1 protein-coding gene is annotated in these 229 nt (G+C 65.5%); it reads right to left on the bottom strand.

The genetic code is table 11. The features are described 5' to 3' along the window. On the bottom strand, nucleotides 1-229 hold a 229-nt coding region (locus AC5Y7E_RS24390), incomplete at both ends, for an AMP-binding protein (protein WP_499922129.1).

The following is a 229-nucleotide window of genomic DNA, read 5'->3' as shown; positions in this document are numbered from 1 at the left end:
ACCAGTAGTACCCGACGTATAGATCACATACGCCACATCGTCGGCCGTCGGTTCAGATAAACCGTTGCGCGGCAAGCGGATTCCGGGACGATCGACATCGATGACCGGCAGCCCCAGCCCGTCCAGCCGCGAGCGGAGGTCGGCGCTGGCGATCGCGGCGATCGGGCCCGCATCGGCCAGCATGAATTCAATCCGGGCCGTCGGCACCCCGGGGTCGATCGGCAGATAC

The sequence above is a fragment of the Mycobacterium sp. NGS17 genome, assembly GCF_059813205.1.
This window is presented reverse-complemented; position numbering and strand designations above follow the sequence as displayed.